Source organism: Streptomyces longispororuber, assembly GCF_024448165.1.
GTDB classification, from domain to species: Bacteria; Actinomycetota; Actinomycetes; order Streptomycetales; family Streptomycetaceae; genus Streptomyces; species Streptomyces longispororuber_A.
Genome location: NZ_JAMOLN010000334.1, coordinates 1 through 7,246, shown reverse-complemented (window position 1 = coordinate 7,246; position 7,246 = coordinate 1). Strand labels below are relative to the sequence as shown.

General features: G+C 73.4%; 12 protein-coding genes. 5 read left to right on the top strand and 7 right to left on the bottom strand.

Annotated features, from left to right (window positions below; translation table 11 throughout):
• Positions 1-21 precede the first annotated feature (21 nt).
• On the top strand, positions 22-804 hold the full coding sequence (locus M4J07_RS45760; protein WP_255982930.1) for an SDR family oxidoreductase: 783 nt from the start codon (positions 22-24) through the stop codon (positions 802-804).
• Positions 805-862: 58 nt separating this feature from the next.
• Here M4J07_RS45760 and M4J07_RS45755 read toward each other — a convergent pair whose 3' ends face one another.
• Positions 863-1,468, bottom strand: coding sequence for a TIGR03086 family metal-binding protein (locus tag M4J07_RS45755; RefSeq protein WP_255982926.1), 606 nt, complete (start codon positions 1,466-1,468; stop codon positions 863-865).
• A gap of 79 nt (positions 1,469-1,547) precedes the next feature.
• Here M4J07_RS45755 and M4J07_RS45750 point away from each other — a divergent pair, with 79 nt between their 5' ends.
• Positions 1,548-2,390, top strand: coding sequence for a helix-turn-helix domain-containing protein (locus M4J07_RS45750; protein ID WP_255982924.1), 843 nt, complete (start codon positions 1,548-1,550; stop codon positions 2,388-2,390).
• Here M4J07_RS45750 and M4J07_RS45745 read toward each other — a convergent pair.
• The 4 genes from M4J07_RS45745 to M4J07_RS45730 are packed head-to-tail and all read right to left on the bottom strand — an operon-like array spanning position 2,369 to position 4,168.
• Positions 2,369-2,818 (bottom strand): GNAT family N-acetyltransferase, encoded by a 450-nt coding sequence (locus M4J07_RS45745; protein ID WP_255982922.1) that lies wholly within the window; start codon positions 2,816-2,818, stop codon positions 2,369-2,371. The two genes, M4J07_RS45750 and M4J07_RS45745, sit on opposite strands and share 22 nt — an antisense overlap.
• A gap of 30 nt (positions 2,819-2,848) precedes the next feature.
• A complete protein-coding gene (locus M4J07_RS45740) occupies positions 2,849-3,025 on the bottom strand; it encodes a hypothetical protein (protein WP_255982920.1) in 177 nt (58 codons plus the stop codon).
• On the bottom strand, positions 3,015-3,782 hold the full coding sequence (locus M4J07_RS45735; RefSeq protein ID WP_255982918.1) for an SDR family NAD(P)-dependent oxidoreductase: 768 nt from the start codon (positions 3,780-3,782) through the stop codon (positions 3,015-3,017). The genes M4J07_RS45740 and M4J07_RS45735 overlap by 11 nt, the downstream gene beginning before the upstream one ends.
• A 50-nt stretch (positions 3,783-3,832) precedes the next feature.
• Positions 3,833-4,168, bottom strand: coding sequence for a YnfA family protein (locus tag M4J07_RS45730; protein ID WP_255982916.1), 336 nt, complete (start codon positions 4,166-4,168; stop codon positions 3,833-3,835).
• 92 nt (positions 4,169-4,260) lie between these two features.
• Here M4J07_RS45730 and M4J07_RS45725 point away from each other — a divergent pair, with 92 nt between their 5' ends.
• A complete protein-coding gene (locus M4J07_RS45725; protein WP_255982914.1) occupies positions 4,261-4,608 on the top strand; it encodes a hypothetical protein in 348 nt (115 codons plus the stop codon).
• A gap of 88 nt (positions 4,609-4,696) precedes the next feature.
• On the top strand, positions 4,697-5,113 hold the full coding sequence (locus tag M4J07_RS45720) for a MarR family winged helix-turn-helix transcriptional regulator (protein WP_255982928.1): 417 nt from the start codon (positions 4,697-4,699) through the stop codon (positions 5,111-5,113).
• On the opposite strand, the gene M4J07_RS45715 is transcribed toward M4J07_RS45720, so the two are convergent.
• Complete coding sequence (locus tag M4J07_RS45715) at positions 5,106-5,516, bottom strand: winged helix-turn-helix transcriptional regulator (protein WP_255982912.1); 411 nt, start codon at positions 5,514-5,516, stop codon at positions 5,106-5,108. The two genes, M4J07_RS45720 and M4J07_RS45715, sit on opposite strands and share 8 nt — an antisense overlap.
• Positions 5,517-5,669: 153 nt before the next feature.
• Here M4J07_RS45715 and M4J07_RS45710 point away from each other — a divergent pair, with 153 nt between their 5' ends.
• The gene (locus M4J07_RS45710) at positions 5,670-6,560 is read left to right on the top strand and encodes an NADP-dependent oxidoreductase (protein ID WP_255982910.1); all 891 of its coding nucleotides are present in this window, start codon (positions 5,670-5,672) and stop codon (positions 6,558-6,560) included.
• A gap of 13 nt (positions 6,561-6,573) precedes the next feature.
• On the opposite strand, the gene M4J07_RS45705 is transcribed toward M4J07_RS45710, so the two are convergent.
• The coding region (locus tag M4J07_RS45705) for an MFS transporter (protein ID WP_255982908.1) at positions 6,574-7,246 on the bottom strand (673 nt) is incomplete at its 5' end.

Genomic DNA, 7,246 nt, shown 5'->3' with positions numbered 1-7,246 from the left:
GGGCCCGCGACGATCACCCCGATGACGACGACACCGGAACCCGCAGCCACCGCCCGCCCCGTCGCCCTGGTCACCGGCGTGGGCCGCACCATCGGCATCGGCGCCGGTATCGCCCGCCGCCTCGCCGCCTCCGGCTGGGACATCGCCTTCACCTACTGGACGCCCTACGACGACCGCATGACCTGGGGCGTCGAGAAGGGCGCCACCGAGGCGATCACCGACTCCCTCACCGCCCACGGCGCGGCCACCGCCGCCGTCGAGGCCGACCTCACCGACCCCGGGGCACCCGCCCGTGTCTTCGACGAGGCCGAGGCCCGCCTCGGCCGCCCGGTCACGGCGCTGGTGATGTGCCACGCCGAATCCGTCGACTCGGGCCTGCTCGACACCACGGTCGAGAGCTTCGACCGGCACTTCGCGGTCAACGCCCGCGCCACCTGGCTGCTGATCCGCGAGTACGGCCGCCGCTGCACCGCCGCGCCCGGCACCGGCCGCGTCATCGCCCTCACCAGCGACCACACCGTCGGCAACCTGCCCTACGGCGCCAGCAAGGGCGCCCTGGACCGCATCACCCAGGCCGCCGCCCACGAACTCGCCCACCTCGGGGTGACCGCCAACGTCATCAACCCCGGCCCGATCGACACCGGCTGGATGCCCGCCGACCTCCGCGACGACCTCACGAAGGCCACCCCCGCGGGCCGCCTCGGCACGCCCCGGGACACCGCCGACCTCGTCGACTTCCTCTGCTCCCCGCAGGGCCGGTGGATCAACGGCCAGCTGCTGAAGAGCAACGGCGGAATCGCCTAGGAGGCCACCTGGCAGGGCCGCGCGTATCCGCACATGGACTGCCTCTTCCTGAGCGCCCTCACCGACCGCTGACCCGGTACGGGTCCCGCCCGGTCGCCGCGAGCAGCCGCTCGAACCCGGGCGCGTCCGCGGCGACCGGCACCGGCTCCCCGAACACCCCCATCGACCGGGCCGTCGGCGCCAGCTCCGCCACCGCGGCGGCCAGCGGCGCCACGACCCGCGGCGGCGCCTCGTACACCTGGCCCGTGGCCCGCGCCAGGTCCCACGCGTGCACCGTCAGATCGAGCAGCGCCATCGAGCCGACCAGCCGGGCGGGCATCTTCATCGCGCCGCTCTCCCCCTCCTCGGCCCCCGGCGCCGACCACGCGGCGACCAGCGCGTCCGCCTCCCGCGCGAACCGCTCGCGCCAGTCCGCGCCCTCGCCCACCCGGTCCGGCGTCGAGCTGAAGTCGGAGTCCTCCTTCACCGCCAGTTTCTGGAACTCCACGATCACCTGGAAGAGATGGTTGACCAGGGACTTCACGTCGTAGTCCGCGCACGGGGTCGGCCCGGTCAGAGCCTGGTCGCCGATCCCGGCGACGACCGGCACGGCGTGTTCCGCCGCCACGGCCATCAGCTCTCCGACGCCGTACACCTGCGCCTGTCCGTTCGCCTGAGTCTCCATGTCCCGACGCTACGGCCGCCGGCCCCCGCCGCTCTTGAACAAACGCGACGCTGTCAGTGCCCGGCCGTACGATCCGCTCATGGACCCGGACCTGTCCGCCCCCCGCCGCGACACCCGCGGGATCGTCGACCCGTCCGCGCTGCTCACCCGCGTGCGGCTGCGCCGGCACGCACCCGCCGAGGCCCTGCGCCCGTACGTCGAGAACTACTGGTTCATCGACTGGGACCTGCCCGCGCCGTACGCCTCGCACATCGTCCCGCACCCGTCCGTGAACCTCACGTTCCAGTGGGAGTCCGAGTACGGCGCCGACAGCGCGGAGAGCGAGCCCTACGGCGAGTTCACCGGGGTCTACGCGCCCGGTCTGTACACGCGCAAGATCGGCGGCCGCGGGCGGGTGTGCGGGGCGAAGTTCTGGCCGGGCGCGTTCCGCCCGTTCGTGCCGGACGTCCCGGTCGCCGACTGGACCGGCCGGATCCTGCCGTACGAGGACGTCTTCCCGGCGACCGACGTCACCGCCGTCGTCTCCCCCGCCGACGACCGGGGCCGGATCGCCGCGCTCGACGCCTACCTGCTGCCGCTGCTGCCCGCCGCCCCCGACCCGCAGGCCGGGCTGGCCCGCCGCCTCGTCGCCCGGATCCGCGCCGACCGCGAGGTGCGCCGCGTCGCCGACCTGGCGCACACCGAGCACCTGACGACGCGCTCCCTGCAGCGCCTGTTCTCCGGGTACGTGGGCGTCAGCCCCAAGTGGTGCATCCTGCGCTACCGCATCCACGAGGCCCTGGAGGCGGCCGCCACCCGGGACGACGTCGACTGGGCGGCCCTCGCCGCCGACCTCGGCTACGCGGACCAGGCCCATCTCGTCCGGGACTTCACCGCGACGGTCGGCGTCCCGCCGACGTCCTACGCCGGAGAGTCCGGCTGATCCAGCACCTTCCGGAAGTGGAACGACGTGATCGCCATGCGCTCCCGCAGATAGAACCGGTGCGCATCCGTGCGCTGCGTCCCGGAGTCCAGATCCAGCTGCGTGCAGCCCAGCCGCACGGCCCGCTCCTCCACGTGCGCGAGCAGCGCCCGGCCCACCCCGCCCGACCGCGCCGCCGAGGACGTCACCAGGTCGTCGACGTACAGCTTGCGCAGCGCGCTGGTGTTGACGACCACACGCCACCCGGCGACGCCGACGCACGCCCCGTCGTCGGCGTACGCGGCGCTGAACCGCAGCCCCTGCCCGTACCCCTCGGCATACACCTGGGCGAACAGCTCCTCGGTCAGCCGCGGGCGGAGCTCGCGCAGCACCGGAAGCACTTCGGACGCGAGGCGCGCGTCCCCGGGCTCAAGGTCGACCATCTTCATACCGGAACTCTACGACCCCGCCCCATGGCCCTACCCGGCGTGCTTGATCGCGTAGATCATCACGAACGCCACGATGTGGATGCCGAAGAGGAAGTAGCCCAGGTACCACCACATGTACCGCTCGCCCTTCTTCTCCTGGGCGAGCCGGCGTGCGTCGTACTCCTGCTGCAGGACGTCCAGTGGATCCGGAGCGTCGTCACTGCTCACGGTGGACCTTCGTGTTCGACGCCTGGGCGCGCGGGCGGACCACCAGCAGGTCGATGTTCACGTGCGGCGGGCGGGTCACCGCCCAGCTGATCGTGTCCGCGACGTCGTCCGCCGTGAGCGGCTCGGCCACGCCCGCGTACACCTTCGCGGCCTTCTCCTCGTCCCCGCCGAACCGGGTCAGCGCGAACTCGTCCGTCTTCACCATGCCGGGCGCCACCTCGATGACCCGTACCGGCGTGCCGACGATCTCCAGGCGCAGCGTCTCCGCGAGGACGTGCTCGGCGTGCTTGGCGGCCACGTACCCGCCGCCGCCCTCGTACGTGGCGAACCCGGCCGTCGAGGACAGCACGACGACCGTGCCGTCGCCGGAGGCGGTCAGCGCGGGGAGCAGCGCCTGCGTCACGTTCAGCGTGCCGATGACGTTCGTCTCGTACATCTGCCGCCACTGCTCCGGGTCGCCGGAGGCCACGGGGTCCGCGCCGAGCGCGCCGCCCGCGTTGTTCACCAGCACCCCGATGGTCTTGAAGGCGGTGGCGAACTCGTCGACCGCGGCGCGGTCCGTGACGTCCAGGGCGTACGCGGCGGCCTGGTGCCCCGCCGCGTTGATCTCCTCGGCGAGCGCCTCGATCCGGTCCTTGCGACGGGCCGTCAGCACCACCCGGTACCCGGCCGCGGCCAGCTGTCGCGCGGTCGCGGCGCCGATGCCGCTGCTGGCACCCGTGACGACGGCGATGCGGGATGCGGCTGCGGGGGCCATGGGCTGCTCCTCGTACGAGTGGACGACTGTCCCCAGGATAGGACGCCGCCTCAGTCGCCCCGGGGCGCGTACATGATCACCGCCATGCCGGCCAGGCAGATCAAGGCGCCCACGACGTCCCAGCGCGTCGGCCGGTAGCCGTCCGCGACCACGCCCCAGGCGATCGAGCCCGCCACGAACACCCCGCCGTACGCCGCGAGGATCCGGCCGAACTCGGCGTCCGGCTGCAGCGTCGCCACGAACCCGTACAGGCCGAGCGCGATCACCCCCGCCCCGATCCACACCCAGCCGCGGTGCTCCCGCACCCCCTGCCACACCAGCCAGGCGCCGCCGATCTCGAACAGGGCGGCGAGCACGAAGAGGAGCACGGAACGAGCGACGATCATGCGCCACAGGGTGTCACGCACGTGTCGGGTCCCGCCCGGCGTGGGATAGATCCGCCGCCGAGGCCGACCTCGCCTACCACGGCAGCGTCACGATGTCCGGCGCCCGTGTCACCGTCACCTACACCCCGCAGAACCACGGCCCCACCGACGTCCCCGACGCCACCGTCCGGCTCACCGCGTCGGCGCCGCTCGCCGACGCCCAGACGCTGCCCGACGCCTGCCTGCGCACCGGACCGCGCACCGTCACCTGCCGCACCGGCGCCCTGCCGGCCGCGTCCGTCGGCGACCCGCTCACCCTGGGCATCCGGCTCGCCGCCGCCACCACCGAGGTCACGCTCCGGCTCGCCACCGCGTGGGGCGGCGGCCCCGCCGACCACAACCCGGAGAACGACCGGCACCAGGTCCTGGTCCTGGACACCGGCGACACGTACTACTTCTGAGCCCGCTACGTTGGGGCCCGTGCCCAAGCCCACCCCTGCCCGCCGGACGGCCCTGCTCGCCGAGCTGAACACCGAGTCCCGGCGCTACATGGCGTCCTACGCCCTGTTCAACCAGGCCGTCGCCGACCACATCGGCCTGCACCCCACCGACCTGCAGTGCCTCAATCTCCTCACCCTGGAGAAGGCCCCCGTCACCACGGGCCGCATCGCCGAGCTCACCGGCCTGACCACCGGCTCGGCGACCCGCCTCGTCGACCGTCTGGAGAAGGCGGGCTACGTCGTGCGCGAGCGGGACACGGCCGACCGCAGGCGCGTCCTCGTCGTGACCGTGCCCGAGAAGGTCGCCGAGTTCGGCCGCATGTGGGACCGGCTCGGCACCAACTGGTCGGTCCTCTTCGACGACCTCGACGACAGCGAACTCGCCCTGATCATCGGGCACATGAAGCGCACCGTCGCGTTCAGCGCGGACCAGGTGACCCGGCTGCGCTCCGGCGACCTCAGCTGACCCCGGCCGCGTCGTACGACTCGCGCGCCACGGACACCTCGTCCATGTGCGCCTCCGCCCAGTCCTTCACGGCGACCAGCAGACCGCTCAGGCTCCGGCCGAGCGCGGTCAGTTCGTAGTCGACCCGGACCGGCACCGACGGGGTCACCGTGCGCGCCACGATCCCGTCCCGCTCCAGGGCCCGCAGCGTCTGCGTCAGCATCTTCTGGCTGACGCCCGCGATCTTCCGGCCCAGGTCCGAGTAGCGCATCGGCCCGTCGCTGCCGTCGAGCGCCGACACGACCAGGCTCACCCACTTGTCGCTCAGCCGCGCCAGCAGCTGGTTCGTCGGGCACTCGCGCAGGAACGCGTCGTACGCGAACCGCTCCTGCTCGCGGCGCTGCGCCGCCGTCATCGTCGCCATGGCTCCGTGAACCCCCTGCGCACTTCGCGGTGACGTACGCACTTCCAGGTACGTACTTACCGAAAGAGAGTAGCACTCCGTACGGTTGCAGACGTGGCCGGGAAAGCCACACGGAACCTCTCAATTGCCTTATCCATCAAGGGAGTTGCTCTCATGCGCGCAGCAGTCGTCACGACGTTCGGTGGTCCTGAAGCGGTCGAGATCGCGGACGTCGAACGCCCCGAACCGGGCGCCGGCCAGATCCGCATCAAGGTCGAAGCCGCCACCCTCAACCCCGTCGACGCGGGCGTCCGCTCCGGAGCCTTCGGCGGCGCCGGCACCCGGCGCGGGCTCGGCTGGGACGTGGCCGGGACCGTCGAGGCCGCCGGGGTCGCCGCGGGCTGGCAGCCCGGCGACGCGGTGGTCGCCCTGCACTACGGCGTCGCGAACCCCCTCGGCACCCACGCCGAGCACGTCGTCGTCGACGCGTCCGCCGCCGCCAAGGCCCCCGCCACCCTGGACGCCACGCACGCCGCCACCCTCCCCCTCAACGCCCTCACGGCCGCCCAGGCGCTCGACCTGCTCGACGTACGGGCGGGCCAGACGCTGCTGGTCACCGGCGCGGCGGGCGCCGTCGGCGGCTACGCGGTGCAGCTCGCCGCCCACCGGGGCATCGAGGTCACCGCGTACGCGAGCACGGCCGACGAGGAACTGCTCCGCGGCCTCGGCGCCACCCACGTCGTCCCGCGCGGCACGGCGCCCGCCCCGGCCGACGCCGTCCTCGACACGGCCGTGCTCGGCGCCGAGGCCCTGGCCTGGGTCCGGGACGGCGGCGCCTACGCGGGCGTCATCCCCGGCGCCGCACCGGCCCCGGAGCGCGGGGTGCGCACCGCGGCGGTGGAGGTCGCACCGGACGGCGCCCGCCTCGCCGAACTGGTCCGGCTCGCCGACGAGGGTGTGCTGACCACGCGGGTCGCGGAGACGTACGCCCTCGCCGACGCGGTGAAGGCGCACGCGCGGCTGGCGGAGGGCGGAGTCAGGGGCCGCCTGGTCCTGATCCCCTGACCCCCGGCCCCCTCTAATGTCCGTGGTCCTCGGGGGCGTTGCGCGGCAGCAGCGGTACGACACCGCAGCAGACCAGTGCGACACAGGCGACGACGGCGAGGCTCACGACGGTGGCGTGGGCCGCGCCGCGCCCGTCGGCGACCTGGAAGTACACGGTGGTGACGAGGGCGGCGCCGATGCCGTTGGACAACTGCTGCACCGCACCCAGCGCACCGGCCGCGCTGCCCGCCTCGGCGGGCGCGATGTCGCCGATGGTGACGTCGTACGTGGACCCGAAGCAGGCGCCCATCCCCGTACCGACGACGAACAGCGCGAGCCCGAACGCCCAGCCGGGCACGTCCGTGCCGAAGCGGGCGACGAGCACGAGCAGCGCGACGGTCCCGGCGAGGGTGAGCACGAGCCCGCCGAGCACCAGCCGCCGCCCGAACCGCCCGATGAGCCGATAACAGGCGATCGACGCGACGACGATCCCCACGGACAACGGCATCAGCGCGATGGCGGCCCCGGCGGGTGACCTGCCGAGCCCCGACTGCAGGAACAGCGACACGACGTACAGCAGCCCGGCGACGGCGGCGAAGAACACGACGCCGAGCAGCAGTCCGGACGTGAACCCGCGGTTGCGCAGCAGCGAGGGCCGGATGAGCGGATGCGGGGCGACGACCTGGCGCCGGCAGAAGGCGCCGAAG